Raw genomic sequence first — 25275 nt, forward strand, 5'->3', positions numbered from 1 at the left:
CGCCGAGCACGACCGTCGCTGCGTCGACACCGACGATGCCGGCGCCTGCAGGCGGTCTGCGCGATCATCACGGAATCTGCACCGATCGACCACCCGATGCACCGGCCGCGGCGCCTACGGTCAGGGCATGCGGGTGCTGATGATCCTCCCGGCGCCGACCGAGGCCACGAGTCCGCTCTTCCGGCCCATCAAGTACGCGCTCTTCCCGCCGCTGGGGCTGGCCACGCTCGCGGCCTACCTACCCGGCGACGCCGACGTACGGATCGTCGACGAGCATGTGGAGCCGGTTCGAGCCGGACGACGGCGAGGCGCTGCCGGATCTCGTGGTTATCCAGGTGTACATCACGTCGGCGCGACGGTCGTATGTGCTCGCGGACTGGTATCGGGCCCGCGGGGTCTTCGTCGCCCTCGGGGGGTTGCACGTCACGTCGCTGCCGGACGAGGCGGCCCGCCACGGCGACGTGATCTTTCTGGGGCCGGGCGAGGACACGTGGCCGGTGTTCCTCGAAGACTGGCGGCGCAGGGCGCCGCGGGAGCGGTACACCTCGCGGGAACGGTCCTTGGCGAAGCTGCCGCCGATCCGTCGGGACCTCATCCAGCGCCATCGCTACCTGGTTCCGAACTCCATCGTGGTGACGCGGGGGTGTCCGCACCACTGCGACTTCTGCTACAAAGACGCCTTCTTCGAAGGGGGCAAGTCGTTCTACACCCAGGCCGTCGACGACGCGCTCGCGGAGATCGAGCGGCTGCCGGGCAAGCACCTGTACTTCCTCGACGACCACCTGCTCGGCAACCGGCGCTTCGCGGCCGAGCTGTTCGAGGGGATGCGCGGGACGGGCCGCGTCTTCCAGGCGGCGTCCACAGTGGACGCGCTGCTCGCCCCGGACCTGCTCGAGGCGGCGGTCGAGGCCGGGCTGCGCAGCGTGTTCGTCGGCTTCGAGACGATCAACGCGGGCAACCTCACGGCGCAGCGCAAGCGGCAGAACGTAGGGCGGGACTACGCGGCCGTCGCCAGGCGCGTGCACGATGCGGGGGCGATGGTCAACGCCAGCTTCGTGGTCGGCATGGACGAGGACGAGCCCGACGTGTTCGACCGGACCGTCGCGTGGGCGGTCGAACAGGGCATCGAGACCGCCACATTCCACATCATGACGCCCTACCCGGGCACCGGGCTGTTCCGGCGGATCGAGGCCGAGGGGCGCATCGTGCACCGCGACTGGGAGCGGTACGACACCCGGCACGTCGTGTACCAGCCGCGCGGGATGACCGCCGAGCAGTTGGAGGAGGGGTACTGGCGGGCGTACCGGGATTTCTACCGCTGGGCCGCGCTGTGGCGGGGCGCGGCGACCCACGAGCGAATCGGGGACCGGCTGCGGCACCTCGCGTACGCCGGCGGGTGGAAGAAGTTCGAGCGGGCGTGGGACGCGCTCATCCGCTCGAGGCAGGTCCTGCACGCGCTGCCGCTGCTGGAGACGGCTCTGAGCAGCTTCGGCACCCGGGCCGCGCAACGAGCGGGGCATGACGACCGCCGTGCTCGGCACGGGCATTATGGGCGCGGGCCAACGCCCACGCCGAGGCGGTGATCGGCTATCCGCTGCCGCCGCTGCTCCGCCGGATCTACGGGAGCTCGGCGCCGGCGGGATCGGGGCCGCCGGTTATGCCACTGGAATCGCCGCGACGAAGGCGGGGGCGGCCTCGAGGGCGACGGACCGGGCGGCGTCGCGGACTGTGCCGGTCCGGTCCGCCGACACGGTCCGCTGCACGTCAACGATGACGCGGACCAGCGTCGCGCCGTGCACGAGGTACACGTCCGACGTTCCGGCGACACCCTGGGTCACGCCTTGCTTGAGTGTCATCCGTCGCGACACCACGACCGCCGATGCGCCCGCGACGGTGATGCGCTCGACCCGCACCTCGTAGCCGACGTCGGGGAACATGCTGCCGACCGTCTTCGGGCAGGTACCGGTCGCGGCCACCACCTTCTCGAATGCGCCCGAGGCGGTGGCGGCGTCGACGAACGCGACGACCTGCAGCTCCACGGAGCGGTTGTCCTTGTCGGTGTAGGCGGTGTACTCGCGCGCGCCGACGCCCTTCACATAGACGTCGTCGCCCGGCACCGTCGAGTTTCCCGCGCACGGCTCCAGCGTGAGGTCGGTCTTCGTGTCCACCCCGCCGGCTCTCGGCATGGCAACCTTGGTTCCGTATCGCTTGAGCGCCGGTGTGAGGGCGGAGTCGAGCGCCGCGGCCCACGCGTCGGTCGCCGCGAACTTGGGCGCGCTCGGTGACGGTGACGCAGACGGGGATGCCGACCGTGACGCCGCCGCCGACGCCGGGGCGGCCTGGTGGCCGGGGTCGTCGGAGCAGCCGGCGGTCAGCACGGTCAAGACGATCGCCAGCGCGGCGGCGGAGGACTTCGACACGGCCGCAGTCTGCCACGCTCGCGGCGCGCCATGGGGGGCATGCTGTCGTCCGGTCAGTGTCCCGCCCCTCGCGGTTCAGAAGACGGATCTCCACCGGATGGTGGCGGCCGAGCCGTCGGGCAGGTTGGCGACGCTGTCGCGCTCGGCTGGGCCGAGCACCCGGCGTAGCGCGAGGGCCTGGTCGCCGCGGTAGCGGCCGAGATGGTCGCCGCCCTCGTACCCGGCGGGCACGGGGACCTTGGACGGCCAGGTCGCGCGGGGGCCGTCGACGGTGCCGGCGCCGGGTGACCACTGCGCGAGGATGTCCGCGCCGGGGTCGGGCGCGCCGGTCTGCGCGGGCCGAGCGCACCTACGGCTGGCAGGTGCTGACGCCCGGCGAGGTGGAGCTGCCGTCGGCGTTCATGTCGAGTCTGCGGGCGTGCTGGACGGCCGCGACCTGAACGTCGCTGTCACCGTCGCCGGCTGCGATCCGCGAGCTCGCCACGCCCACCCGACTGCACATCGACGCACTCGACGTGGACGCGACGGTCGACCCGGCCGGCGTGACATCGGCCGGCGCGCTCGGAGTGCCTGATGACCCGAGCTACGTCGGCTGGTTGGATCGGCTCGGCGTTGCCGGGCGGGCCGACGGGCACGGTGCTCATCGCCGGGGCACGCCGACACCGCCAAGGCCGCCCGCGGCGCGCTGTACGACCTGGAGCACCTGCCCGTCGGAGCGCAGATCCGCGTGGCGTCCGGCGACCGGCCGGTGACGTACCGGGTCGCGGCCCGGCGCAGCTACGCCGGACTCGACATCGGCAGGCGCGTGTTACGGCAGTTCCAGGAATTCGCGGAGCGCCAATTCGACGGCATTCATCGTGTCGTGCGAGACAAAACCGTGGTTGTCACGCAATGCGGTCCGGTCCAGGATCTGCACGACGCTGTGAATCCTGATGTACGCCCCGGCCAGCGGATCGCTGGTGTCGAGGCGGACGACAAGATGATTGGGATGTGGGACTTCACGCACGACGGCCAGAGCCCACAGGGCGAGCTCATCGACGGCGTTGTACTCATCGTTGCTGACCACCAGGACGCGGTGCTGACTGCCGCCGCGCAACAGGGTCCAGATCTGTCCGCGCCTTACCACTGTGCGTCGCGCAGCGCGATATCGTTGCTTTCCTCGATCATGGCGCGATCGTCGTCGCGCTGCCGGGGGGAGCGCTCACGCAGGAACGCTCCGTACGCCTGGGCCGCCTCGCGCTGCCGTGCCCGGCGGGCCTGCGGCTGGACCCGTCGTACCGCCTCAACGACCGCGGCCGATGCGTTACCCCGACTTTGCAGGTACTCGGCGACATCGTCGGGGACACTGATGCTCAGCTTCACGGTCATACTTTCATCCTACCGGATCGCATGGCAAGGTCAGTCTGCCGCCGACCGTGGCATTTAGTAGCTGCAATGGCACAAAGAGTGATTGGTTTCAGCGCCGCTTGCGTCAGGCACTGCCTGGTTGTGGTACCCCGTCCGCAGCAAGCTCTGGAAGGTCGAAGTCGCTACACCGAAGCGACACGTACCTGGTCGCGGAGGACGGGTTTGAGTTTCGGGCGAATCCTCTCGACCGATCCGACGGCGATGGCGCGGCGCGACCGCTCATTGTTGCGATTGGGCAGCGGGACCACTGAAATCGGAAGTCGCTGCCCGGTCGACTTCGAGCGTGGAGCAGATCTTCATTCTGGCCAACACCGTCATCATGGCCGCCTACGCGGCGATCACGGTGGCGATCGTCGTCCCGGTCGCCCGGGCCGGTCAGCTGCGCACGAACAAGCTGGCCACCGCCACCGCGATGATCTTCTTCAGCTGTGCGGTCGGGCACGGCCTGCACGCGCTGATGGTGCTGCGCGTCGCCGCGCAGACGACCGACGCGGGTCATCCCGGCATGGCGATGGCCGGGTCGTCGATGTTCTCGGCCGTCTGGGATCTGCTCACCGCCGCCGTCGGCCTCTACTACTGGACGCTGCGGCGTGCCTACGGCGTCCTGCTCAGCCGCGGCGCCATCTACGTCGACCCGGCCGGCAAGCAGGTATTGGACGAGGCCGGCGCCCGCGAACGCGCGGCGAACGACGCCGCCGAGGCGCACCGGGCCACGCTGGCCACCGTCGTGCAGCACAGCGACGACGCCATCATCGGCGTGAATCCAGAAGGGGTCATCACCGCCTGGAACTACGGTGCCGAACGCATCTTCGGATACCGGGCCGAGGAGGTCATCGGCCGGCCCAGCGCCATCCTGGCCGACGAGTCGGGCGGCCAGGATCAACACGACACCCTCGCCCGCATCCGGCACGGCGAACGCAGCATCAGCTATGAAGCCCAGCGGCTGCGCAAGGACGGCACCCCGGTCGATGTGTCGTTCAACATTACCGCGATCACCGATCCCGGTGGCGCGGTCATCGGCATCTCCGTAACCGCCCGCGATGTCACCGCCGCCCGCGACGCCGCCGAACGACACCGCGCCATCACCGAACGTACCAACCAGGCCCAGCGCGTGGAAAGCCTGGGCAAGCTCGCCGGCGGCGTCGCGCAGGACTTCAACAATCTCCTGGCTGTCATCGCCAACTACACCGACTTCGCGCTCGAGCTGACCGGCGACCGGCCCGAGGTCCAAGCCGACCTGCGCCAGGTCCGCGCGGCCACCGACCGCGCCACCAACCTGACCCGCCAGCTGCTGACCTTCACCCGCGGCGACACCATCCAGCCACAACAGGTCGACCTCAACGCCGCCATCGGCGAGGTCCGCGACATCCTCGCGCGCACGATCGGCGAGCACATCACTCTCATCGCCCAGCCGTTCCCGCAGCCGCTGACCGTCCGCATCGACCCGCTCTATTGGCAGCCGCGCCGGCCGGTCAGACCCAACGCCGGACCTGACGCTCTGATCTACTTTATTCGTATTAGTGACCGCGGGGCGGCGTGACACCGGGTGGTCGGGATCCTACGGTTTGTAGATCCCATCGCGACGGAGGCGAAGCGCGAGTGCTCGAAGTGCCGGGGTTCCTGAGCCGGGTACTCGATCCCGGCGGCGTGCCGGTGGGCACCGGCTTCCAGGTGACGCCCGGCATCGTGGTGAGCGCGTGGCACGTGCTCGAAGCGGCCGGTGGTGGCCGGGTCGGCGCCTCGGTCCGCCTTGACGCACTCGACGGCTCGGGGGCGTGCTTCCCGGCCGAGGTGATCGGCGGCGACCCCGGCCGCGACCTCGCGGTGCTGCGCGGGGCCGAACCGCTGCCCGAGTCGATCGCCGGTCTGGTGCCCACCGGCTCGGTCGCCCTGCTGACGCCGGTCACGGTGACCGGGGTGTCCGTGGTCGACGACGCCGGCCACGTCTACCGGCACCTCGACGCCACCGGCACCTGGCAGGGCGGCACCGTGCGCGACGGCGAGCTGGCGCTGGGTCGCCTGACCTCGACGGCGGTCGTGCCGGGCATGAGCGGCGCCCCGGTGCGGCGACTGTCCGACCAGGCCGTGGTCGGCGTGGTGTCGGCCCGGTACAACAGCGCCGACGGCTGGCTGCGCGACTCGGTGTGGGTGGCCCGGGTGGAGGACCTGGTCCGGTTGCTGGGCGAGCTACCGGGCGTCCGCGTGGGCCGGCGGCTGATGCTGGCCGAGCCGGTGCGCACGGTGCTGTCGGTCGCGGCGCCGTCGGCGTCGGCCCGGCTGCCGGTACGGGTCGGGCGGTCGCCCGCTGCGCGCAGCGGCATGCACGAGTCGGCGCTGGAGGCGGCCCGTGTGCTGATCGCGATCGACAGTTCCTGCCGCGGTCTGGGCGAACTCGGTGACCTGGTGGAGTTGATGCTCGGCGATCTCGCCGATGAACCCGCACTCCGGGCCCGGCTGCGGCGGCGGGGGCTCGACCCCCGGCTGCTCCTGCCGCGCATCGCCCGGCACGACGAGGCGATGCGGCGCTGGAGCGAGCCGTTGCACGACGGTGACCGGTCCGGACCCGGGTGCGGGGGCTGGCTGGTCCGGTTGAGCCGGGTGCTCGCCGACGAGCTGGACCGGGAGATGTTCGCCGGCGTGTCGGACACCTGCCGACGACACCTGCGTCGGGCGCTGAGCGGGGAGGACTCGGCCGAGCTGGACGCCTTCCGGTCGACGCTGGGCGATCTGCTGCCGCCGTTGCGCTCCACCACGGTCGAGGCGGTGCCGGTATCGACCGGCGTGGCGGTCGACCACCACAGCCGGGATCTGGCGTCGGTCGCCGCCCAGCTGTGCCGGCTCCCGAACCCGAGCCCGCGCCTGGTCGGCCGTTCGGAGCTGATCGACCGGATCGCCGGTGCGGTGCGCCGGCGAACGGCCTCCGGCGAACCGGCGGTCGCCTTTGTATCCGGCCAGCCGGGCGTCGGCGCGTCGGTCGTCGCGATCGAGGCGGCCCGCCGGCTGATCCCGGACTTCCCCGGGGGCGTCCTGCACATGGACCTGAACGGGCTGGTGGCCGACGCGCGGCGGGACGCACCGACCGTCGTCCGGACGATCTCGGAGGCGTTGCGACTCAATCTGGGCGTGGGCACCCTGGATGACGCCTACCGGTGTGGAGTCTTCCACGAGGGGTTGCGCGGCCGGCGGGTCCTGCTGGTCCTCGACAACGCCCTCAACGCCGCGCACGTCGCCCCGCTCGTCCGGGTCCCGGACGGGTGTGGCGTCATCGTGGCCTCGCGGGACCGGGTGCAGAGCTATGCGAGCCCGGGCCTGGTCTTCCGGGTCGAGCCACTGGCCCGGGACGACTCGGTCGCCTTGCTGACGATGTTCACCGAGGGCGGGACGGCAAGCGCCGAGCTGCTGCACCGCATCGCCCACCTGTGCGCGGACGTCCCGATGGCGCTGGAGCTGATCGGCGCGCGGATCGCCAGCCGGCCCGATCTCCGCCTCGACTACCTGGTCCGGATCCTGGAGGAGGAGAGCACCCGGCTCGACTACCTGGACGACGGCGAGCGCGCGGTGCGGGTCGCGATCAGACTGAGCTACGACACCCTGGACGCGGCCACCCAGCGCACCTTCCGGTTCATGGCGGCGACCCCGGGCGCCACCACCAGCGGCGCCGAGCTCGGTCACTGCCTCGCCGAGCAGCCGCTGCGCCAGGAGCTGCGGCTGAACCGGCTGGTCGACCGCAGCCTGGCCGGGCAGGAGATCGTCTCGTCGATCGCCGGCGAGGTGTCCGCCACCTTCGCCCTGTTCGACCTGGTGCTGCTGTTCGCGAAAGAGCGGCTGGCCGACGAGCCCGGCGACGCGGTCTCCGCGTTCCAGCGGCGCGCCGTCGGGTACCTGATCGAGCGGCTGGCGGACATCCTCCGCCACGCGCTCGGCGCCAGCCTCACCGACGAGCTGGACCCGGCGCGTTTCCACGCCGCCGCCCGCCTGGCCGGCGAGCGGGGGTGGTTCGACCTGGCGGTCGAGCTGAGCGAGGGGCTGCGCAGCCTCTACTCCTCACGAGGCGAGCTGGGCCGCCTGGTCGCCACCGACGACGCCCTCGTTGAGCTGCACCTGCGAGACCGTGACGCGGTGTCGGCCGTGGCGGTGTGTTTCCGCATCGCCCAGGTCCTGAAGGAATCCGACGGGGCGGCGGCGATGGATTATGTCCGCCGGGCCGGCCGGATCGCCCACGAACACGACCTGCTGCGCCTGGCCGCCGAGGCCGACTTCGAGCTGAGTGTCCTGCACTGGCGGCAGGGCGAGCTCGCCGAGGCGCTGGCCATGGGTGAGCGGTCGGCCTTGGCCCTGGCCACGATCGGGCAGGAGGAACTCGCGGTGCCGATCGCCATCAACAACAGCCAGATCGCGCGCGAGCTCGGGGATGCCGGTAAGGCGGTCGACTGGGGGCGGCGGGCGACGGAGCTGGCCGGCCGCTGGGGCGACCTGGAGGCGCGCGCCTCGGCGGCGTTCGAACGGAGCCGGGCCGAGAACACGGCCGGGTATCACGGGCAGGCCGTCGACTACGCGCGGGAGGCCGAATCGCTGTACCGGGCGCTGGATGACTGGTGGAACGCGGCCCAGTCCAGCGCCAACGGCGCCGTCTTCGCCGAGGACCACCATGACGTGCCCCTGGCGGCCGAGCTGCACGCCGCGGCGATCGATCACTGGGAGCGCCGCGGCGAGGTCCCCAGGCTGGTGGAGGCGCTCATCGAGCGCAGCGCGTTCCACATGCGGTACGACCACCACGAGGACGCCCGGCAAGCCCTCGCCCGGGCGGTCCGGGCGATCGACCTCTCGGTGCCGGCGGCGCTCGGCGCCGAGGTGCTGGCCCGGTACGCGGCGACTCTGCTGTTCATCGAGGCCGGAGACGAGGCCCGGGGCGCGGAGCTGGCCACCCTCGGCGGGGGCGCCGCCGTGGAGGACGGGTGGACTGATGCCGAGCTGGTCCGCCTGCGTAATGTCGTCGAGCGGTTCCGGCGCGGCTCGCTGAGCGTCCAGGAGGCCCGGGAGCAGACGCGCGAGCTGCTCTCGTCGTCCACCCGCAATCCCCCCGACCCGCTCCCGGGTTGGGTGCACGAACAGCTCGGCCGGGAAGCGGCCGATCAGGTCAAGCTCGAGCGGGGCCGGCAGTGACCGGGACGCCGACGATGTGGAGGTCAACGACCGTCGAGTCGGTTCTCAACGCCCCGCCGGGTCGGCGTCCCAGGTCCAACGCGGGACCTGGCGGAGGGGGTGCAGTTCGTCGTCGGTTGCGGCGCGGGAGTTTTGCATGGCGACGTGACTGCCGAACTCGACGTGCGAGCGCACCGCGTCGCGGAAAGGCTTGTCGTCGGGCAGTGCGGCTTCGTCGAGCGCGGCCATGTACAGCTCGACGAACCGCCGGCGCTGCTCCTCGGTGATCTGCAGATGTCGGTGCACGTCGATCAAGTGGGCGAAGCCGAGTGTCTCGGAAAAGCGGTCGGGGCCGCCGAAGGACTCGGCGGTGAACCAGGTCAGATGCTCGACGTGGCTCGCCCGGCCGGCACCGAACAGCGGCTGCAGGAGCGGGTCGGCCAGCACCCTGGCGTAGAAGGTCTCCTCGAGCCGGTGCAGACCCTCGGTGCCACCAGCGTGCTCGTAGAGCGTCTCGTCGGCCATGTGTGGCAGGCTACGGAACGGATCGCCCCACCGCGAACAGGACCTGACGATGGCTTCACAGGCACGGCCGGTTCCACCGGACTCCGGCAGCGCGGCTCCGACGCCGATCGAGCTCCGGCATCTGCGGTACTTCCTGGCCGTCTGCGAGGAGCTGAACTTCACCCGCGCCGCCCGCCGGGTCCACGTGGTCCAGCAGACCCTCAGCGAGGGCATCGCCCAGCTGGAGGACATGCTCGGCCTGCGTCTCTTCGAGCGCACCACCCGGCCGGTGCGACTGACTGATGCTGCCGTCCGGTGGCTACCGCACGCCCGGGAGGTGCTGGAAGCGGCCGAGCGGGCCCAGACCGCCGTCGGGCAACTGCGCAGCCGGCGTGCCGCCCGGCTCAGCGTCGGTCTGGCCGCCACCGCCGCCTTCCCGCTCACGCCGACGCTCCTGGACACCTTCCGGCGCCGGCATCCACAGATTGCCCTCAGCACCCGCCACTTCGACTTCGGCGACCCTGTCGGCGGCCTGCTCACCGGCGAAACCGACGTCGCGATCGTTCGGCCGCCGTTCCGGGCGGACGGCCTGGAACTGCTGATGATCGCCAGCGAACCCCGGTATGTCGCACTCGCGGACCGGCATCCCCTGGCCCGGCGAGCGAGCATCAGCTTCACCGAAATCGAGCAGGAGCCGTGGATCGAAATCGACGAGGCCGACCCGGTCTGGTGCGACTTCTGGCGCCTGACCGCCCTTCGCCGCCGGCCGCCGCGCGTCGGCGCCACCGGGCACAACCTCGATGACCTGCTCGAAGCCGCACGGACGGGCCAAGCCGTCGGGGTCGTCGCCGAATCGGTGGCACACGCTCAATCGTGGCCCCACATCGCCTTCGTCGAGGTACACGACATCCCGCCCTCGAATGTCGCCGTCGCCTGGCGGGCCGGCGACAATCCGCCGCCGGTGAACCAGTTCATCGCCGTCGTGCGGGAGATCACCGGCTGTTAATAGTGGGCGGGCAGCAGCCTGCTCGCTGCCCGGTCTCGTTAACTGAGTGTCGGCGTTGCTCGGCAGCCGCTATAAACCATCAATGAGTGAAGAGACCCTCACGGGTGGCAACTCCGTCGGCGCCGTACGGATCGGTGACACCGTCCGCAAGCGGGCTCTGCCGTGGACGCCGACCGTGCACGCGTTGCTGCGCCATCTGGAGGCGGCCGGCGTCGACGGCGTGCCCCGGGCGCTCGGCTTCGACGAGCAAGGCCGCGAGATGCTCACCTACCTGCCCGGTGAGACGGCCGGCGGACGGGTCCCCTGGCCGGCTTGGTCGTTCACCGACGTGCTGCTCACCCAGGTCGGCCATTGGCTGCGGCGCGTGCACGACGCGACCGCCGGCTTCGTGCCACCGGCCGATGCGCGGTGGTTCACCGGGCGGACGATGGAACCCGGTCTGATCGTCGGCCACCAGGACGTCGCGCCGTACAACGCGGCGGTCCTGGACGGCGACCGTCTCGTCGGCTTCTTCGACTGGGACAGCGCGTTCCCCTCCACCCGGGAGTACGACCTGGCGGTCGCGGCGCTCTGGTGGGTGCCGCTGTGCCCGCCAGGCGTGGCCGAAGGGCTGGGCTTCCACGACACCGACGACCGGTCCCGCCGCCTCCACCTCCTGCTCGACGCGTACGGGTACGACGGCGACCGGCAGGCCTTCGGCGCCACCGTCGTGCACCGCACCCGGCGGCAGGCGAACTTCTTCCGGGAGGCGGCCGCCGCCGGAGACGAGGCGATGATCGCCATGCTCCCGGTCGCGGGCTACATGGAACAGTCGGCGGCGGACATCGAGGCGCAGCCGGACGACTTCTGGGTGCGCTGACGTTGCATCTCGCCGACCGGCGGCGCCTGCTCCGGCCAGGATGATCGTGTCGACGCCGTGCTGGCGCAGGAACCGTCAGATCCGCTCTAACGTCGGGCGGTGCTCGTGGCGGCCTCGGCGACCGCGACCAGTTGGGCGGCGAACGCGGCCAGCAGGCCGGCGGCGCCGAACGCCAGCAGCCGCGGCCCGCCGGCCAGGTCCGGCGGGCCGGCCAGCGCCGCGCCGATCGAGGCCGCGGCGAACAGCGCCGCGCGGGCGATCGCCGGCCGCCCGGCGCGATCGCCGCCCAGGCAGCCGCACGGCACCGGGCCGCGCACCCGCAGCAGGGCCGTGAGGTAGACCGCGAACGCGGTGTAGACCACTGCGGCGCCGGCCGCCGGGATCCACTCGAGCCCGCCGGCGAGGAAGGTGACGGCACCGGCGAGGCCGATGGTCAGCTGCGCCGCCACGGTCGCCGCGGCGGTAACGCGGTGCAGGCGCGGCGGCAGCAGCGCGTGGGCGGCGAGCGTGCTGGAGAGCCGGCGGCGGGCCGCCAGCTGGTGCACGGCGGCGCCGGCCAGCAGCAGCTGACCGGCGAGCGACACGACGGTGGAGGACACGAGAGCGAGCGCGGTCAACGCCATCCGGGCGGCCCCCAGCGGTGCAGCGCGAACGCGGCCAGCGTGAGCGCGAACGCGGCCGCGCACAGGATGCCGATGCGGCGCAGGGACAGCAGCAGGCGCCGGTCCCAGCCGCGGGGGTCGGCGCTGCCGGCCCGCACGAGGGGCATGAGCGCGCGGCCGAGGCCGAACCCCAGCCCGGCGCCGATGCCGGGCAGGATGCCGCCGACGAGCACCACGGCGGCCAGCAGCGCGTGCGGCAGGGCGGTCGGCATGAAGGTGCGCACGCCGGTGCCCATCTCGAAGCCGAACTGCAGCGGGCCGCTGGCGTTCGACTCGGGGATGATCGTCTGCGGTACGGCCCGACTGTTCTGGGGCAGCCTCAGCGGGCGCCCGGCCAGTTCGAAGGCGAGCACGACGACGGCCAGCACGGCGAACGCGGCCCACCGCCACGCATCGGGGGCCACCGCGGCGAAACCGCCGAGGACCCCGGCCAGCAGCCCGCTCAGCAGCGCGCCGGCGAAGAGGCCGGTCACGAAGTATTGCTGCTGTCCCCGCCAGACCGACGAGGTGACCAGATCGGCCGAGTTGAGGCTTCAAACGGAGCCGGAGATGGAGTATCCGGCGGTCACGCCCAGCAGCGTCCAGGCCAGCAGCGGCACCGCGAGCGGCAGCAGTGGCGTGGCGGCCAGCAGTGCGGCGGCAGCGGCCAGGAGGGCGACGGCCGGGCCGGTCGGATGACCGGCCCGGCGTCCGAGGGCTGTGGTCACAGCTGCCACGCGCAGATGTAGAAGCCGGAGCCGCCGCACCAGTACTGCATGCCGTCGGCGCAGCGATACGTCTTCTGGTTGTCGGCCCGCTTCCAGCGCCACGCGTTGCGGTTGTTGCACACGGAGACCGCGCCGCTGGAGAAGCAGGTGCCCGAGTATTGCAGGAACCAGCCGTCGGAGCCGCAGTAGCCGCTGCCGTAGGGGCCGCCGGTGCAGGTGATGCTGTCGTCGTAGGAGTAGATGGTGCAGCTGGTGTATTCGGTGCCGACGGTGGCCTGGGCGGCCCGGCCACGCGCCGGCGGCAGCCAGCTCAGGACGTTGAGCGCGAAGCCGCCGCCGAGCACGCCGACGGTCTTGAGTAGCGTGCGGCGGTGCGCGCGCAGCGTGCTCTGCATCGTGCGGCCTTCGGTGCCCCCGTCCGGTGCGGCGGCGACGGGGGAGCCGTCGGCGGTGACGTCCGGGGCGGCAACCGTCGGCACGCTGTCCCAGTAGTCCTGGACCACGTCGATCGTCATGCTGATCACGCCCTTTCCGCGGCGCCGGATTCGCTGATCTCGAGGAAACGGTCCAGGTCTTCGCGGGAGCCGACAACGCGGCGCCACGCTTCGGTGCCGTCCGGGTCATACCTGATCAGCATCGGCGTCACGCCGACGCCAACGGTGCCGAGGAGGGCGGCGTCGAACTCGACGCGGACGGCGCTGGCGGCGAACCACACGGCGCAGGCCTGATCCTTGACGAGCGCGACGAGCTCGCCGGCCGGTGCGGCGCGGCTCAGCTGCGCGTAGTCCTCGGCGCGGTCGCGGCAGGCCGGGCAGCTCGCATCGACAACGAGCACGTACGTCGACCGCCCGTCGCCGGCGGCGAACCGTGGCACCGTCATTGCGGGCGTGGCGCCGAACGCGCCGTGCCCGCCGGCCTGCGCCTCGACCAGCGCGCGCTGCAGGTCGCGGACCATCTTCAGCAGTGCGGAGTTGGCGAACAGCAGCAGCACCACGCCGAGCAGCGCCAGGACCGCGATCGCGTTGAACATGCTTGTCATGCGGCGGTTCCCCGTTCCCCCGGTGAGCTCAGGGCGGCTCGCGGATCAGGACAGCGTGAAGGAGATGGTCTCCAGCAGCGGAACGAGGTCGCGGCCGGTCGGCTCCAGCGCGTCGAGGAACGACGCGGTCGAGCCGTTGGCCAGCACCACCCGGCGGCGCAGCACGGTGCCGTCGTCGGCGATCTCGTCGTCGCGCCACGTCCGGCCGCCCTTGACGGCCTTGCCGCCGGACCTGGGCACCTGCTCGGTCGCCGACTCCAGCGGCTTGACGGTCACGCTGGCGATCGCGGGGATGAAGTTGCCGCCCATCACGTAGTCGACCCGCACCCCGGAGCCGGGCCGGGCCCGGACCACCATGCCGTCGCGCGAGTCCTGCAGGTCGAGGCCGGCGACCATGCTGGGCAGCGTCTGCAGCGGCACGTCGATGCCGTGCACGAACGTCGAGACCTCGTGGAAGTCGCCCTGCCACACCAGCGTGGTGCCGCCGTGCTTGGCGTCCTCAATGGACAGCAGCCGGGTGCGGCCCTGGCTGGCCTCGCGGACCTTGGCCGCGGCGGCGTCGGGGTTGTGCACCAGGACCGACTCCTGGCCGCCGCGAACCCCGCTGTGCAGACGGAACCGGTTGGTATCGCTGGTCACCCACATCATGAACAGCCAAGGCCCGATCAGGCCGCGCGGGTTTCCCGTAACTGTTAGGGTGCGACCATCGGGCGCAGTCGTGGGCATCGCCGCTTCCCCCGTTCCACCGGCAGTTGTCTCGTGGCGGCTAGGCTATCAACGTTGATGGATGCAGAGCAGGTGGTCCGCGTCTGCCGGGTAAACCGTCATCTCGGGCAAGGCGCGACGATTCAGCCCAGCGGGTCGAGCGAGCGGAGACAAGCGGTGGCAGCTGAGCAGGGTGACGGCGTCGACGTCGTCTCGGGCGGACCGTCGTCGGCGCCGCTGCCGCGCCGGACGCGCCTGCTGGTGCTGGCCGCCGTCGCGGTGGTCGTCGCCGGGGCGGTCGTCGCGTTCGCCCGCTGCTCCGCCGGGGGCACGCCGCAGGCCGCATCCACGAGCGCCGGCCCCACCGGCGGCCCGGCGTCGGACGGCTCAGCGGCCACCGGTGCGGCCGGCTCACCGTCCACCAGTGCGGCCGGCCCGCCGCTGCCCTCACGGCCGCAGGAGGTGACCGAGCTGCCCGCGCGGCTCACCGTCGACCCGGCCGCGGCCGCGCCGCTGAGCGCCCGGCCGGTGACCCGGGCCCGCGCCCTGGTGCAGCCCCGCGCGGACGAACCGGACGCCAACCCGCCGGTGCTCGCGCTCGCCGAGGACAACACGTGGCGGCGGCTCGACGTCGGCGACCTGCGCCCGGCGGTGGACGCCGCCGGCAACCCCCAGCCGGTGCTGGACGTCACGTCGCTGTCCCCGGACGGGCGCCGGGCCGCCTTCGCGCAGCCGGACAAGGTGGTCATCGTCGACCTGACCACCGGCCGCGCCCGGACGGTCGCGGTGCCGGGGTTCAACGAGAATGCCGCCTGGTCCGGCGAGCAGGTGCTGGTGACCCAGAGCGGGCGCACCTACCTGGCCGGCGGCCCGTCACCCGCCGCGGCCCCGTACGCCGGCGACGACGTGCTGCTCCCGGCCGGCGCCACGGTGTCGACGCTGTCGATCGGCCCCGACCACCAGGCCCGGCTCGGCCGCTGGCCGGGCGGCGACCAGACGCCGGTGCGCGGTGCGACCGACCTGATGTCGTGGAGCGGCCCGGGCTGGCGCAGCGGTGACCTGGCCGCCCGCGTGGCCTCGGTGAGCTCCGGCCCGGTCGCGGCCCCGACCGGGCCGCCGACCACCCGCCTGGTCCTGGTCAACACGGCCGCGGCCACGGCTTCGTTCGCCGACCTGCCCGTCGCCGACATCCGGGTCCTCGGTTGGCGGGATCCTTCGACGGTACTGCTGGACGCGGGCGGCCGGCAGGTCCTCGCCTACCACACCTCCGGTGGCTCGCTCACCACCGTATCGACGGTCACCGGCCCGCCGGCGCTGCTCAGCCTGGCCGACGGCGGCCGTTGAGCAACGCCGGCAACCCTATGACGGTCTCCGGCCGGCCGGTGGCGGCTCGGCCGGCCCGGTGAACAGCCGGCTGAGCTCCTCAGCGGCGCGGCGGACGGGCCGGTCGATGCGTTCGGCGACGAAGGTGCCGGTGCGGCCGACGACCCCGATGGCGCCGACGAGCGTGCCGTCGGCGTCTCGGATGCCGGCGGCGATGCAGCTGTACCCCAGCCGATTCTGCTCGTGTTCTATGGCCACGCCGGTGGCCTGCACGTCGGTGAAGGTCCGGGCGATCTGACCCCAGTGGTTGACGGTGTACGGGGTGAGGCGGGGCAACGGTTTGGCCCGCAGGTCCTCGACGAGGTCGGGGCGGTCGGCGAGGACGAGCCGGCCGGCGGCGGTGGTCAGGAAGCCGGGGCTGCGGATGACGGCCGGCCACGGCCGGCTCATGTCGGCGGAGCGTTCGCTGCCGAACGCGCTCTCGATGAGGGTGTTGGTGGAGTCGGTGACCGCGATCATCCAGGCGATCTCACCGGTCCGCCGCCCACCAGGGCCAACCGCCATGCAATTCGTTGATCACAGCACTGTTGACCGCGGCCAGCACGACCCCGATCCCCGAAGCCCACGCGACACGACGACGCAACATCGACAGGCTCCCTGATCACCGATAGTCGGGATGGAAACGCCAACGGTAATCATAGGTGTTGTCGGCGACACCGCCACCGGCGCCGAGCAGTGGTCGATGAAGATGTCTCGCGGCGGGAGGCTACCGCCGGGGAGATCCTGACCGGAACAACGGTTCGCCGAGCTGCTCGATGGCCTTGGTGTACCGGTCGGTGACTTGGCCTTCGCGGCTGAGCAGGTACGTGCGCGCGGTAAGCCACACGGTGATGGCGGCGCCCGCCGCCGCGACGAAGGTGACCAGCGGTGCGCGGACGTTGTTCACTGCCTTGAGCCGGTCGGCCGGGCCGAGCCCCCGAGACGGATGTTCGGTCAGCAGCGCAACCAGCAATACCGAAATCCAGAAAGAAGAAGTCGACTGATCCTCGGCCATGCCGCACGGGCGGAAGATCGGGCTAACGCGTCGGGCAGGCGCGAAGCCCGGACGCGGCTGGTGGCAGGTACTCCAAGCGTTCGGAGTTGGAGAGGTCGTAGCCGAGCGCCGTGCAGATCCGGGCGACGGCCTCGGCCGGCGTGGCCAGGGTGTCCGGCCAGATACGGACCGTCCGGTCGGCGCCGCCAGTGGCCAGGTGCCGGCCGGTGCGGTCGTAGGCGACGGCCCTCACCGGGCCGGTGTGACCGGGCACGGGCCGCGCCTCGCCGGTGTCCAGGTTCCAGAGGCGGACGGTCCCGTCCGCGGCGCCGCTGGCGGCATGGTGGCCGTCGGGGCTGTACGCGACCGTGGTCACGGCGTCGGTGTGGCCGGTGAGGGTGTGGGACTGGCCGGTGTCGAGGTCCCAGATGCGCACGGTCCGGTCGGCGCTTCCGCTGGCGAGGTGGCGGCCGTCGGAGCTGTAGGCGACCGCGGTCACGGCGTCGGTGTGGCCGGTGAGGGTTTGGGACTGGCCGGTGTCGAGGTCCCATACCTTGATCAGACCGTCCCAGCCGGCGCTGGCGAGATACCGGTCGTCGCGGCCGTACGCCACCGCGGTCACCTTGCCCGTGTGCCCGGTCAGGACCCTGCCTTCCCCAGTGCGCAGATCCCAGACCCGGACCGTCTGGTCATCGCCGCCGGCACTGGCAACGTGCTGCCCGTCCGGACTGTAGGCGACGCCCAGGATATCGTCGAGGTGGCCGGTCAGTGTCCGGGTCTGCCCGGTGTCGAGGTCCCAGACGCGTACCGCCTCGTCCGTGCCGGCGCTGGCGACGTGGCGCCCGTCGGGACCGTATGCCACCGCGGTCACCGTGTCCGTGTGGCCGGTCAGCGCGCGGATCTGCCCGGTCTCCTCATCCCAGACCTGTGCTGTTCCGTCCGCGGTGATGCCGGTGAGCAGGTGCGCGGCCGGCCCGTAGCCGATGCCGACCAGCGGGCCGGCGCGCCCGGCGAGGACGCGGGACTGGCCGGTGTCCACATCCCAGAGCCGAAGCGCCCCGTCCTCGCCGACGCTGGCCAACCGGCGGCCGTCGCGGCTGTAGGCCACCGCGGTCACGACGTCGGTGTGGCCGGCGAGGGTGCGCGGTTGGCCGGTGTCGAGGTCCCAGAGCCGAATCGATCCGTCCCAACCGCCGACCGCGACGTGGTGACCATCGGGACTGTACGCCGCGGTGGTGGCGTGACTGCTGCGGTCCGTGAGGGTGCGCTGCAGCCCGGTGTCGAGGTCACACAGCCGGATCGGTCCGTTCGGGTTCACCACGACCAGGTGCCGTCCGTCGGGACCGTAGGCCACGGCGTCGATCCGTCCGGTGCCGGTGACGAGCAGGCGCGTCTGTCCGGTGTCCAGATCCCATTCCCAGACCGAGCCGTCGCCGGGGACGGCGGCGATGCGTCGGCCGTCGGGGCTGTAGGCGACCGCGGGCCAGAAGCCGCCACCGGTCTCCAGCGTCCGGTCCGGTCCGCCGTCCAGGTCCACGACGAGCAGTGACCCGCGCCCGTCGCCGCCGGCCAGGTGGCGGCCGTCGGGGCTGTACGCCACCGGGCCCGCCAGGCCGACGTGGCGGACGCCGCCCCCCTCGGCGCGCTGCAGGGTGGCGGCGCTGTAGAGGCTGTCCGTAGCCTCGGCGGTCGGGCTCGTGCGGTAGGCGTACACGGCGAGCAGCGCGGCCAGCTCCGGCTCCGCCGACCGCACCGCCGCCGACCGCGCGGCGAGCTCTCGCGACAGCGCCACCTGCTGGGCGGCGACCGCGGTGCGCCACTGGTACACGGCGATCCCGGCCACGACGGCGACGATCGCCAGCAGGCCGGCCAGGACGGCGTTGAGGCGCCGGACCCGCCGGACGCGCGCCTGCTGGCCGTGCCGACTGGCGGCGAGGAACCCGGCGATGGGACGGGGCAGCGGCCGTCGCCCGGCCCACTCGATGCCCTCGGCCAGATCGCTGCCATGCAGGAGATCGTCGGAGCTGGGCCGGCGAACCCACCGGCGGCGGCGCTCGTCGGCCCGCCGGAGCCAGTCCTGGAAGCGGTGGTCGCGCTCGACCCAGCCGCGCAGCAGGGGCCAGTCGCGGATGAGCGCGTCGTGCGCGAGCTCGGCCACTGCCACCGGACCCCCGTCCGGGCCAGGCAGTGTCCGGGTGCTGACGAGGCGATGGCTGACGAGCGTGGCCAGGACCCGGTCGATCAGCCACCCGCCGCCCTCAGCCGGGTCGGGCGTGGCGCCGACGGCCACCAGCTCACGCAGGCTGTCCAGCCGCACCGGCTGCCGCACGGCGGGCACGTTGCGTTCGGGTTCGGCTGGGCGTACCAGTGCGGTCAGCACCTGCTCGGCGCAGGAACGTTCGGCCGGGTCGAGCCGTTCGACGGCGGCGGTGCACCACACGGCGAGCGCGCCGCGCACCCCGCCGACACTGTGGTACGCCGACCGCGTCAGCCGCGTATCCGCCCGGCGATCCCACAGCTGGTAAAGCGTCAGTCCGAGCAGCGGCAGCACGGTCGCCGGCACGCGCCGGGTCCCGTCGGTGTCGTTGCCGGCCAGCAGATCATTGACGATCTGCTCGGGCAGCCCCGGGTCCCACGTCAGGCCGGCCGTGACCGACGGCTCGACGATGATGTCGCGCAGCTGCCCGCCGTCCAGGCCCGCGGACAGGCTCACCTGCGGCATCCCGGCGAGCAGCTCCGGGGCCTGCGCGGCCAGCTGTGGGAAGAAGTCGTCGCGCATGACGAGCAGCAGGGTCACACCGGCCGCACCGGCCGCGGTGCCGACCTGCGCCAGGAGCCGGTGGCGGGCCTGCTCCGGCTCCGGCTCGGCCAGCGGCATCAGAAGCTCCTCGAACTGGTCGATGACCAGCAGGAGCCGGGTCCCGGACGGCTCCGCCGCCAGCCGTTGGGCCAGCGCCGCGGGCAGTGCGGCCGCGGCCCCTGGGACGCCGGCCTGGTTCAGCTCCGCCTGCAGGTCCTGTCCCGGCCGTACCGACACCCGCAGCCAGCGGTCGCTGCCGGGTATCGCGCCGGCCCCGACCGCTGGCAGCACGCCCGCCTGGACCAGCGACGACTTGCCCGACCCGGACGGACCGAGCAGCAGGACCGCCGCCCGCGGATTGATGAGTGCGGCGAGCACGTCCTGGACCGCCCCGCCCCGCCCGTGGAACCAGATCGCGTCGGCTTCGGTGAACGCCTCAAGGCCGCGGTAGGGCCGCCCCGCGCCGGCCGGTGGTGACGCCCGGGTGCCGGCCAAGGCCGCCAGCATCCGGGTGTGCCCGTCGCGCCAGCGCTGCAGCCGCGGATCCTGGCCGGTGCCGCCGTGGCGCACGCACGCCTGCACGAACGTCTCGACGAACGGCCAGTCCGGGGTGGTCGCGCCGGTCAGCTTTTGCTGGATCGCGCTGCGGCCCTGCGGCCGGCCGAGCTTGGCGAACAGCCGTTCAAGCTCCCGGACCGACGGGTTGCCGCACTCGGCCCGGAATCGCTGCAGCTGCGCTTTGAACTCCCCGGCCGGATCGGCGCTCGGCAAGTCGGCCACGCAGGCACCCTACTCGCCGTGACCGTGTGCAGCGGTGTCCGTAATCCGTCCGGGCCCCTCGACGGACACCGGCCGGACGGGTGACATCGGCTCCGGCCAGCTACAACACACATCCGGGAGCGCCGTCGTGAGCAACTGCCTGTCCGTCCTGATCGACCATAGCGGCCTCATCGTGGCGATCACCGGCCTGTTCTACACCGCCGTCACTACCACGGCCGCGGCCATCGCGCTGCTCGCCAGCACGCCGGCGCGGCGCGGCGAGGCCCGCAACGTCCTCGGCCTGCTGCTGCTGAACGGTCTGGTGCTGTCGGTACGGATCCTGGTCGTCCGCCGGAGCTCGCCCGCCGGTCAGACACCCAGCGGCTGCACGCAGCGCACCACCGGGCCACGGGCCGCCACGACCGACGCGGCGATCAGCAAGAGCGGGAGCAGCACGACGTGGTCGCGGTCGGCGAGGCGTTCGAGCTGACCGCCGCCGACAACCGCCACGGCATCGGCTCGGACGCCGCCGGTGGCGTCGGCTGGACGTCGATGCCCGAGCGGTCGCCGAACTCGGCGGCCACTGGTCGATCACCGGCCGGGCCGAGCGCGGCCTGATCGTCCGGGCATCGACGTCCATCCGCTGCATCCCGAGGTGTCCGAGGAGGCCCAGGTGTGATCCAGCTGCTCGTCGTCGACGACCACCCGGCCTACCGCCGCGGCCCGGAGTTGATGCTGGCCGGGTCGGCCGACATCGAGATCGTGGGCGAGGGCGACTACGCGCGGAACGACCTGGCCACCCACGCTGCGTCAGGTTCGGCTCAGGTGATGACGGGCTCGCTGCCGGTACCCTTCACCGGCACCGGCTGGCCGGTCTGCCCGGTCAGCTCCTGCAGCCACGGGTCGTAGTCCGGGTTCGTCCGCGGGTTGAAGGTGATGCCGTCGACTCCGGCGAACCGGCGCCGCCGGGGACGCCGGCGACCACGACGCCGTCCGGGTCCATCATCATGTAGAGCTTCGCGCCCGGGCACTCGGGTGCGCAGCCGATGCCTTCCTTCGGCAGGTCGGGCGGGGCGTCGCCGCTGCCGTTGTCGGGTCCGGGGGTACGGATCCAGTTGGTGCGGTTGGCGAAGAAGACCTGCTCGCTCGACGTGACCGCGGTGACCTCGATGTAGTCGGGGTCGGAGAACTGGCTGCCGCCCTTCGGCTTGGTAGTGACCTGCAGCGGCATGACCTCGGTCTTGCCTCCGGCGGTTCTCGTCTCGCGCACAACCGTCGTGACCTCGTTGCCCGCCTCCTGGACATGAATCTCGGTGGTCCTGGACTCGACGACGTTGCCGTCCTTGTCCTTCAGCGTCTGCTTCAGCGTGATGTCGGCCTCGCTGTCGCCGTTCTCGCCGACACGGGTGTCGGACGTGAGCGTCACCTCGGCCGTCCGGCCCGTCCCGTCCCGTCGGCCGACGTGAGCTCCTGCTGCTCGATGATGTGCTCGCCGACCTCGAGGTGCGTCTCGGTCACCTGGTCGGTGCGGCCGCTGTTCTCGTCGCCGTAGCTGAAGGTGTACTTCCAGACCGCGCTGTTGCTGCTGTCGCTGATCTGCACGTCGTCGGAGATCACGCCGTCCTGCCGGTCCCCGTTGAGGCCGAGATCGCGCACGTCGGCCCCGTCTTCGGCCTCCCCGTCGGAGTACAGCGCCTTGTTGTGCTTGCTGTCCCACACCAGATCGTCCGGGCTCAGCGAGTTCCACGGGCTTTGTGGGGCGGTCTTCTTCGTCGCGCCGACGACCATCAGCCCGAACACGTCGTCGAAGCCGTTGTCGCGCAGCTTCGAGGGGACGATGCCGATCGAGCCGAGCAGCTTGCCGTCGTGATCGTCGAGGGTGAACTCGCCCAGCCCGGTGGCGACCGCAGACCCGTCCGGGGTACGCGTGGGCAGCAGGACGAGCTCGGTGAGGTGCCGCTCGAAGGAGGTGAGCCGGCGCTGCAGCAGCAGGTCGAGCAGCTGGGCCGCGTCGGGTGTCGACTTCGGGTCGTCGAGCGCGGTGCCGACGAGCTGCTCGTCGACGTCGGCGACGCCGTCATGGTCGCGGTCGTTCGCGGTCCGCAGCAGGAGCAGGCAGGCGCGGTGCTGGCAGACGGCGTGCAGCGGGGGTGGGGCGGCGCTCGCCCCATGATCTAGGGCAACGGCGATCGCGGCGCCGAGCACCGCGGCGGCGACGGCCGAGCGCAGATAGCGGGTCATGGGCCGACGATAGAAACCGGACCGGTCCCGGAGCCTGAGGCCGCAGTCCCGGTCCGCCCGGCTCGGGGTGGGACCGCGGTCCTGGGACACCGGAGGGGCGGACGGCGGACGGCAAGACGACGGCGGGGTGAACGGGCGGTGATGGCACGGGATGGAACGGCCTGGCTTTGAGGCCGGCGCTGAGACCGGGCCGTGAGCGGGGGAGGGCGGCGATGGCGAACTCGATGGCGCCCGGCGGTACTGATCGTGGCGGTACCCACCCGCAGCACCCCGGCCGCAGGTCGTGCCGCGCACCCAGCACTGTGCGGCGCGGTACCGAAGTAGCGCGCCGCACACGATCGTCCGTGACCCCCCGCCCGCACCAACGTCCGTAAAGCGAGCCCATGGTGACCCTTCGATTCCTGCCCGCACTGGCGGTGCTCGCGCTCGGCCTTGCGGGCTGCACCGGACCCGGCCCGGTCACGCCGAGCGGCCCGGCGGCACCGTCGGCCGGCCGCGGCCCGACGGCGTCTCCGGCGCCCCTGCCCGGCGTCTCGGGCCGCCCGCCCGAGCTGGGCACCGCCCTGGTGCGGTACACCGGCCGGGACGCGTCCGGCGGCGTGGAACAGGGCGTCTTCGTGGTCACCCCGGACGGTCAGGGTGCCGCGCTGCAGGCCGGCGAGCGGGTCTTCATCCGGATGACGGCCGACGAGGTCGACGCGCTGCGCCGGGCGCTGGTCGACGGGCTCAAGGGGATCGAGGGCGGCCACGACGACCCGGGCGGCGCCGACCGGCCGGCCGTGCAGGTGACGGTCCTGGGCCTGGACGGCCGCATCCACTGGGCGTCGTACACCATGAACCGCACCGACCGCCCGGCCGCGTTCCAGGCCGCGGTGGACCGGGTCACGGTGCTCAAGGCGCGGGCCGCGCAGGCCGGCACGCCCGACCCCGGCGCGGACATCGTCGTGCAGTGGTCGCCCGGCGCCGGCACCGTCGACGGCCCCCGGGCGACCTGGCCGTCCAAGGTCCCGCTGCCCGCCGGATTCGAGGGCGACGAGCATCTGGGCCGCTACAACGGTGACCAGGCGGCCGCCCTGCGGCGGACGCTCGGCCCGCCGGAGCGCGACCGGGTCGTCAACCTGCCCGACGGCTCGGCCGCCACCGTACGGTGGAGATCCGTCTTCTGACCCGTGGCGGGCGGAGTTTTCGAGGTCCGGATCCTGGGCAGCCCGAAACCATGAGCGACGATGTGCGCAAGCTGTCGGAGGTCGTGCCCCCGCCCGAAGGCCGGCGGCCCGACGTCGACTGGCCGGCCGTGTTCGCCGCGCTCGGCACCGAACTGCCACGCGACTACCGCCAGCTAATCAGTGTGTACGGTGGCGGCCAGTTCGACGATCACCTGTACCTGCTGGAACCGTCCTCCTCCCGCTCCGGGTACGACATCGCGCGTCTCCAGGAGGAGCGGAGCCAGGCGCTCGACGAGATCTGGAAGGACGGCGAGCCGAAGCCGCGGCAACTCGAGGACGGTGCACGGCTGATCGTGTGGGCCACGACGGACGACGGTCAATGCGTGTACTGGCTGGTCCGGCCCGGGCAGTCCGCGGACGACTGGACGCTGCTGCTGCAGGAAGGCCGTGGTCCGCAGTGGGAGCACTTCGCGATGGGGTGTGCGTCCTTCCTGGCCGCAACGTTGACCGGCACCGTGCGCTCCAAGCTGCTCTCCTCGGACTACCCAACGGATCCGCACACGTTCGTCCCGATGAGCGCGCTGTAGTCCGGCCGTCAGCCCTTCACGCCGGTGGCGGCGATGCTGTTGATGAATGACCGCTGGAAGGCCAGGAACAGGGCCAGGACCGGGACTGTGATCATGGTGGCGTAGGCCATGATCTGGCCCCAGGCGACCTTGAGCTGGAAGAAGTACTGGATGCCGACCATGACCGGGCGTAGGTCTTCGGTCTGCACGACCATCAGCGGCCACAGATATGAGTTCCAGGCCGGCAGGAACGTCAGGATGGCCACCGTGGCGATGGCGGGGCCGGACAGTGGCATGACCACTCGCCGGTAGATGGTGAAGAATCCGGCGCCGTCGATGCGGGCCGCCTCGTCGAGCTGGATTGGAATGCTCGAGAAGTACTGGTGGAACAGGTAGATCGAGAAGGCGTTGGCGACGAACGGCAGGATCTGCACCCGGTAGGTGTCCAGCCATCCCTCGGTGAGTGCGAGGTGGAAGCCGTTGAGCTCCAGCCACGGTAGCTTGTTGACCCACCACACCAGCGGCAGCGCGAGGGTCTCGAACGGCACGATGAGCGTGGCGATGACGGCCGAGAGCACGATGCGCCGGCCCCGCCATCGCATCCGGCTCAGCGCGAACGCGGCGAGGCTGTTGACGATGATTCCGGCCGCGACGGTGATGCTTGCGATCACGATCGAGTTGAACAGGAACCGTGCGGCCGGCACGCGGTCGAAGACGCCGCGATAGTTGTCCAGGGTCACGTCGCCGACCGGCAGGAAGGCCCGCCAGGAGCCGAGGTCGCCGAAGATCTGTGCGTCCGGTTTCAGCGAGGACACGATCATGAAGACGATCGGGGAGGCGAAGCCGACGACGAGGAGGACTCGCAGCGCCTGGCCGGCGAGCCGGGCCGGGCGCCGGCCGGCCCGGGGGAGTGATGCGGATCTGGTGCGGGCCATG

At 72.1% G+C, this 25275-nt stretch carries 29 protein-coding genes; 11 read left to right on the forward strand and 18 right to left on the reverse strand.

Features of this window, described 5'->3' with window-relative positions; all coding sequences use genetic code 11:
• Positions 1–275: 275 nt before the first annotated feature.
• Positions 276–1583: a B12-binding domain-containing radical SAM protein gene (locus ACIA8L_RS50330; protein ID WP_395916473.1), complete on the forward strand. Its 1308-nt coding sequence runs from the start codon at positions 276–278 to the stop codon at positions 1581–1583.
• A 72-nt stretch (positions 1584–1655) separates the two neighbouring features.
• Here ACIA8L_RS50330 and ACIA8L_RS50335 read toward each other — a convergent pair whose 3' ends face one another.
• The 5 genes from ACIA8L_RS50335 to ACIA8L_RS50355 form a co-directional block, all read right to left on the reverse strand.
• On the reverse strand, positions 1656–2420 hold the full coding sequence (locus ACIA8L_RS50335) for a hypothetical protein (protein ID WP_395916474.1): 765 nt from the start codon (positions 2418–2420) through the stop codon (positions 1656–1658).
• Positions 2421–2495: 75 nt separating this feature from the next.
• Positions 2496–2651 carry a hypothetical protein gene (locus tag ACIA8L_RS50340; RefSeq protein ID WP_395916476.1) on the reverse strand — a complete coding sequence of 52 codons (156 nt, stop codon included), beginning with the start codon at positions 2649–2651 and terminating at the stop codon, positions 2496–2498.
• A gap of 118 nt (positions 2652–2769) precedes the next feature.
• Complete coding sequence (locus ACIA8L_RS50345; RefSeq protein WP_395916478.1) at positions 2770–2922, reverse strand: hypothetical protein; 153 nt, start codon at positions 2920–2922, stop codon at positions 2770–2772.
• Between the two features lie 306 nt (positions 2923–3228).
• The gene (locus tag ACIA8L_RS50350) at positions 3229–3546 is read right to left on the reverse strand and encodes a type II toxin-antitoxin system PemK/MazF family toxin (RefSeq protein WP_395916480.1); all 318 of its coding nucleotides are present in this window, start codon (positions 3544–3546) and stop codon (positions 3229–3231) included.
• A complete protein-coding gene (locus ACIA8L_RS50355; protein WP_395916482.1) occupies positions 3540–3788 on the reverse strand; it encodes a hypothetical protein in 249 nt (82 codons plus the stop codon). The genes ACIA8L_RS50350 and ACIA8L_RS50355 overlap by 7 nt, the downstream gene beginning before the upstream one ends.
• 322 nt (positions 3789–4110) lie before the next feature.
• Here ACIA8L_RS50355 and ACIA8L_RS50360 point away from each other — a divergent pair, with 322 nt between their 5' ends.
• The gene (locus ACIA8L_RS50360; RefSeq protein WP_395916484.1) at positions 4111–5367 is read left to right on the forward strand and encodes a PAS domain S-box protein; all 1257 of its coding nucleotides are present in this window, start codon (positions 4111–4113) and stop codon (positions 5365–5367) included.
• 59 nt (positions 5368–5426) lie between these two features.
• Complete coding sequence (locus tag ACIA8L_RS50365; RefSeq protein WP_395916486.1) at positions 5427–8990, forward strand: trypsin-like peptidase domain-containing protein; 3564 nt, start codon at positions 5427–5429, stop codon at positions 8988–8990.
• A 45-nt stretch (positions 8991–9035) separates the two neighbouring features.
• On the opposite strand, the gene ACIA8L_RS50370 is transcribed toward ACIA8L_RS50365, so the two are convergent.
• Complete coding sequence (locus ACIA8L_RS50370) at positions 9036–9494, reverse strand: group II truncated hemoglobin (protein WP_395916488.1); 459 nt, start codon at positions 9492–9494, stop codon at positions 9036–9038.
• Between the two features lie 49 nt (positions 9495–9543).
• On the opposite strand from ACIA8L_RS50370, the gene ACIA8L_RS50375 reads away from it, so the two are divergent.
• Positions 9544–10479, forward strand: coding sequence for a LysR family transcriptional regulator (locus ACIA8L_RS50375; RefSeq protein ID WP_395916490.1), 936 nt, complete (start codon positions 9544–9546; stop codon positions 10477–10479).
• Positions 10480–10561: 82 nt separating this feature from the next.
• Positions 10562–11338, forward strand: coding sequence for a phosphotransferase (locus ACIA8L_RS50380; protein WP_395916492.1), 777 nt, complete (start codon positions 10562–10564; stop codon positions 11336–11338).
• Between the two features lie 86 nt (positions 11339–11424).
• On the opposite strand, the gene ACIA8L_RS50385 is transcribed toward ACIA8L_RS50380, so the two are convergent.
• Genes ACIA8L_RS50385 through ACIA8L_RS50410 form a run of 6 tightly spaced genes read right to left on the reverse strand, consistent with a single transcriptional unit; the run spans position 11425 to position 14385 of the window.
• Positions 11425–11961 (reverse strand): MauE/DoxX family redox-associated membrane protein, encoded by a 537-nt coding sequence (locus tag ACIA8L_RS50385; protein ID WP_395916494.1) that lies wholly within the window; start codon positions 11959–11961, stop codon positions 11425–11427.
• Positions 11952–12473, reverse strand: coding sequence for a hypothetical protein (locus tag ACIA8L_RS50390; protein WP_395916496.1), 522 nt, complete (start codon positions 12471–12473; stop codon positions 11952–11954). Before ACIA8L_RS50390 ends, ACIA8L_RS50385 begins: the two co-directional genes overlap by 10 nt.
• Positions 12474–12533: 60 nt before the next feature.
• Entirely contained in the window at positions 12534–12707 is a 174-nt protein-coding gene (locus tag ACIA8L_RS50395) for a hypothetical protein (RefSeq protein WP_395916498.1), read from the reverse strand.
• The gene (locus tag ACIA8L_RS50400) at positions 12704–13222 is read right to left on the reverse strand and encodes a hypothetical protein (protein WP_395916500.1); all 519 of its coding nucleotides are present in this window, start codon (positions 13220–13222) and stop codon (positions 12704–12706) included. The genes ACIA8L_RS50395 and ACIA8L_RS50400 overlap by 4 nt, the downstream gene beginning before the upstream one ends.
• A gap of 5 nt (positions 13223–13227) precedes the next feature.
• The gene (locus ACIA8L_RS50405) at positions 13228–13746 is read right to left on the reverse strand and encodes a hypothetical protein (RefSeq protein WP_395916502.1); all 519 of its coding nucleotides are present in this window, start codon (positions 13744–13746) and stop codon (positions 13228–13230) included.
• A 45-nt stretch (positions 13747–13791) separates the two neighbouring features.
• Positions 13792–14385, reverse strand: a complete 594-nt coding sequence (locus ACIA8L_RS50410) for a hypothetical protein (RefSeq protein ID WP_395916504.1) — start codon at positions 14383–14385, stop codon at positions 13792–13794.
• A gap of 243 nt (positions 14386–14628) precedes the next feature.
• Here ACIA8L_RS50410 and ACIA8L_RS50415 point away from each other — a divergent pair, with 243 nt between their 5' ends.
• Entirely contained in the window at positions 14629–15795 is a 1167-nt protein-coding gene (locus ACIA8L_RS50415) for a hypothetical protein (protein ID WP_395916505.1), read from the forward strand.
• A 15-nt stretch (positions 15796–15810) separates the two neighbouring features.
• Here the strand turns inward: ACIA8L_RS50415 and ACIA8L_RS50420 are convergent, their stop codons facing one another.
• The 3 genes from ACIA8L_RS50420 to ACIA8L_RS50430 form a co-directional block, all read right to left on the reverse strand.
• On the reverse strand, positions 15811–16338 hold the full coding sequence (locus ACIA8L_RS50420) for an IclR family transcriptional regulator C-terminal domain-containing protein (RefSeq protein WP_395916507.1): 528 nt from the start codon (positions 16336–16338) through the stop codon (positions 15811–15813).
• A 202-nt stretch (positions 16339–16540) separates the two neighbouring features.
• A complete protein-coding gene (locus tag ACIA8L_RS50425; protein ID WP_395916508.1) occupies positions 16541–16828 on the reverse strand; it encodes a hypothetical protein in 288 nt (95 codons plus the stop codon).
• Positions 16829–16850: 22 nt separating this feature from the next.
• Positions 16851–20387, reverse strand: coding sequence for a hypothetical protein (locus tag ACIA8L_RS50430; protein ID WP_395916510.1), 3537 nt, complete (start codon positions 20385–20387; stop codon positions 16851–16853).
• A 127-nt stretch (positions 20388–20514) separates the two neighbouring features.
• On the opposite strand from ACIA8L_RS50430, the gene ACIA8L_RS50435 reads away from it, so the two are divergent.
• From ACIA8L_RS50435 to ACIA8L_RS50445, 3 genes are read left to right on the forward strand one after another with little or no spacing between them, the layout of a single operon-like run.
• Positions 20515–20856: a hypothetical protein gene (locus ACIA8L_RS50435; RefSeq protein WP_395916511.1), complete on the forward strand. Its 342-nt coding sequence runs from the start codon at positions 20515–20517 to the stop codon at positions 20854–20856.
• Positions 20826–20984 carry a hypothetical protein gene (locus tag ACIA8L_RS50440; RefSeq protein WP_395916513.1) on the forward strand — a complete coding sequence of 53 codons (159 nt, stop codon included), beginning with the start codon at positions 20826–20828 and terminating at the stop codon, positions 20982–20984. Before ACIA8L_RS50435 ends, ACIA8L_RS50440 begins: the two co-directional genes overlap by 31 nt.
• A gap of 57 nt (positions 20985–21041) precedes the next feature.
• A complete protein-coding gene (locus ACIA8L_RS50445) occupies positions 21042–21275 on the forward strand; it encodes a hypothetical protein (RefSeq protein ID WP_395916514.1) in 234 nt (77 codons plus the stop codon).
• Here the strand turns inward: ACIA8L_RS50445 and ACIA8L_RS50450 are convergent.
• A complete protein-coding gene (locus ACIA8L_RS50450; protein WP_395916516.1) occupies positions 21250–21792 on the reverse strand; it encodes a hypothetical protein in 543 nt (180 codons plus the stop codon). The two genes, ACIA8L_RS50445 and ACIA8L_RS50450, sit on opposite strands and share 26 nt — an antisense overlap.
• On the reverse strand, positions 21789–22607 hold the full coding sequence (locus tag ACIA8L_RS50455; protein ID WP_395916518.1) for a hypothetical protein: 819 nt from the start codon (positions 22605–22607) through the stop codon (positions 21789–21791). Before ACIA8L_RS50455 ends, ACIA8L_RS50450 begins: the two co-directional genes overlap by 4 nt.
• 383 nt (positions 22608–22990) lie before the next feature.
• On the opposite strand from ACIA8L_RS50455, the gene ACIA8L_RS50460 reads away from it, so the two are divergent.
• Together ACIA8L_RS50460 and ACIA8L_RS50465 are read left to right on the forward strand one after the other, a co-directional pair.
• Positions 22991–23773 (forward strand): hypothetical protein, encoded by a 783-nt coding sequence (locus ACIA8L_RS50460; protein WP_395916520.1) that lies wholly within the window; start codon positions 22991–22993, stop codon positions 23771–23773.
• 50 nt (positions 23774–23823) lie between these two features.
• Positions 23824–24360, forward strand: coding sequence for an SMI1/KNR4 family protein (locus ACIA8L_RS50465; RefSeq protein WP_395916522.1), 537 nt, complete (start codon positions 23824–23826; stop codon positions 24358–24360).
• Between the two features lie 8 nt (positions 24361–24368).
• On the opposite strand, the gene ACIA8L_RS50470 is transcribed toward ACIA8L_RS50465, so the two are convergent.
• Positions 24369–25274 (reverse strand): carbohydrate ABC transporter permease, encoded by a 906-nt coding sequence (locus tag ACIA8L_RS50470; RefSeq protein ID WP_395916524.1) that lies wholly within the window; start codon positions 25272–25274, stop codon positions 24369–24371.
• Between the last annotated feature and the right edge of the window lies 1 nt (position 25275).

This window comes from Dactylosporangium sp. NPDC051541 (assembly GCF_044454505.1).
Taxonomy (GTDB): Bacteria; Actinomycetota; Actinomycetes; order Mycobacteriales; family Micromonosporaceae; genus Dactylosporangium.

Excerpts from the sequence above, each read along its gene's own strand:
- ACIA8L_RS50455 (WP_395916518.1), bottom strand. The coding sequence starts at position 22,607 with ATGACCCGCTATCTGCGCTCGGCCGTCGCCGCCGCGGTGCTCGGCGCC.
- ACIA8L_RS50420 (WP_395916507.1), bottom strand. The coding sequence starts at position 16,338 with ATGGCGGTTGGCCCTGGTGGGCGGCGGACCGGTGAGATCGCCTGGATG.
- ACIA8L_RS50465 (WP_395916522.1), top strand. The coding sequence starts at position 23,824 with ATGAGCGACGATGTGCGCAAGCTGTCGGAGGTCGTGCCCCCGCCCGAA.
- ACIA8L_RS50470 (WP_395916524.1), bottom strand. The coding sequence starts at position 25,274 with ATGGCCCGCACCAGATCCGCATCACTCCCCCGGGCCGGCCGGCGCCCG.
- ACIA8L_RS50370 (WP_395916488.1), bottom strand. The coding sequence starts at position 9,494 with ATGGCCGACGAGACGCTCTACGAGCACGCTGGTGGCACCGAGGGTCTG.
- ACIA8L_RS50460 (WP_395916520.1), top strand. The coding sequence starts at position 22,991 with ATGGTGACCCTTCGATTCCTGCCCGCACTGGCGGTGCTCGCGCTCGGC.
- ACIA8L_RS50425 (WP_395916508.1), bottom strand. The coding sequence starts at position 16,828 with ATGGCCGAGGATCAGTCGACTTCTTCTTTCTGGATTTCGGTATTGCTG.
- ACIA8L_RS50385 (WP_395916494.1), bottom strand. The coding sequence starts at position 11,961 with ATGGCGTTGACCGCGCTCGCTCTCGTGTCCTCCACCGTCGTGTCGCTC.
- ACIA8L_RS50355 (WP_395916482.1), bottom strand. The coding sequence starts at position 3,788 with ATGACCGTGAAGCTGAGCATCAGTGTCCCCGACGATGTCGCCGAGTAC.
- ACIA8L_RS50330 (WP_395916473.1), top strand. The coding sequence starts at position 276 with ATGTGGAGCCGGTTCGAGCCGGACGACGGCGAGGCGCTGCCGGATCTC.
- ACIA8L_RS50405 (WP_395916502.1), bottom strand. The coding sequence starts at position 13,746 with ATGACAAGCATGTTCAACGCGATCGCGGTCCTGGCGCTGCTCGGCGTG.
- ACIA8L_RS50400 (WP_395916500.1), bottom strand. The coding sequence starts at position 13,222 with ATGACGATCGACGTGGTCCAGGACTACTGGGACAGCGTGCCGACGGTT.
- ACIA8L_RS50345 (WP_395916478.1), bottom strand. The coding sequence starts at position 2,922 with ATGTGCAGTCGGGTGGGCGTGGCGAGCTCGCGGATCGCAGCCGGCGAC.
- ACIA8L_RS50380 (WP_395916492.1), top strand. The coding sequence starts at position 10,562 with ATGAGTGAAGAGACCCTCACGGGTGGCAACTCCGTCGGCGCCGTACGG.
- ACIA8L_RS50375 (WP_395916490.1), top strand. The coding sequence starts at position 9,544 with ATGGCTTCACAGGCACGGCCGGTTCCACCGGACTCCGGCAGCGCGGCT.